1 protein-coding gene is annotated in these 1,062 nt (G+C 61.4%); it reads left to right on the plus strand.

The genetic code is table 11. The features are described from left to right. Nucleotides 1-42: 42 nt before the first annotated feature. A partial coding sequence (locus NB3_RS33795; protein ID WP_174553277.1) for an ABC transporter ATP-binding protein occupies nt 43-1,062 on the plus strand: 1,020 nt, incomplete at its 3' end.

The following is a 1,062-nucleotide window of genomic DNA, read 5'->3' on the forward strand; positions in this document are numbered from 1 at the left end:
GGTTCGCCGGTGGGCAGCTCGCTGAGAATTGTGGAGGTTGGCGTGGGCGTCGAGGTCAGGACCGAGAGTGTGACCAAGTCTTTCGGTTCCCAGCGTATTTGGCAGGATGTGTCGTTGACGTTGCCTTCGGGTGAGGTCAGTGCGTTGCTGGGTCCGTCGGGTACCGGTAAGTCGGTGTTCTTGAAGTCGCTGATCGGTCTGCTGCGTCCGGAGCGTGGTTCGATTTTCATCGATGGCACCGATATCACCACCTGTTCCAACAAGGAGCTGTATGAGATCCGCAAGCTGTTCGGTGTCCTGTTCCAGGACGGTGCGTTGTTCGGGTCGATGAACTTGTTCGACAACGTGGCGTTCCCGTTGCGGGAGCACACGAAGAAGAGCGAGTCGGAGATCAAGAAGATCGTGATGGAGAAGCTGGAGCTGACCGGTCTGCTCGGGGCCGAGGGCAAGCTGCCCGGTGAGATCTCCGGTGGTATGCGCAAGCGTGCCGGGCTGGCGCGGGCTCTGGTGTTGGATCCGCAGATCATTCTCGTCGACGAGCCCGACTCCGGGTTGGACCCGGTGCGTACGTCGTATCTGTCGCAGTTGTTGATCGATATCAACGCGCAGATCGACGCCACGATTCTGATCGTGACCCACAACATCAACTTGGCGCGGACGGTGCCGGACAACATCGGGATGTTGTTCCGGCGTCAGTTGGTGATGTTCGGTCCGCGGGAGGTGTTGTTGACTTCGGAGGAGCCGGTGGTCAAGCAGTTCCTCAACGGGCGGATGATCGGGCCGATCGGGATGTCGGAGGAGAAGGACGAGGCGCAGATGGCGCGCGAGCAGGCGTTGGTGGACGCCGGGCATCATCATGGTGGTGCGGAGGAGGTCGAGGGGATCATTCCGCAGATGCGTGCGACGCCGGGGATGCCGGTGCGTCAGGCGGTGTTGCGGCGTAAGGAGCGGGTGCGCGAGATCATGCACACGCTGCCGCATGCCGCGCAGGTCGCGATCCGGGAATCACTTGACGACAACGACGACACGCAGGTGATGGCCTACAACAGCGGCGATCTGGCT

It is taken from the genome of Nocardia beijingensis NBRC 16342, assembly GCF_001612785.1.
Classification (GTDB): Bacteria; Actinomycetota; Actinomycetes; order Mycobacteriales; family Mycobacteriaceae; genus Nocardia; species Nocardia beijingensis.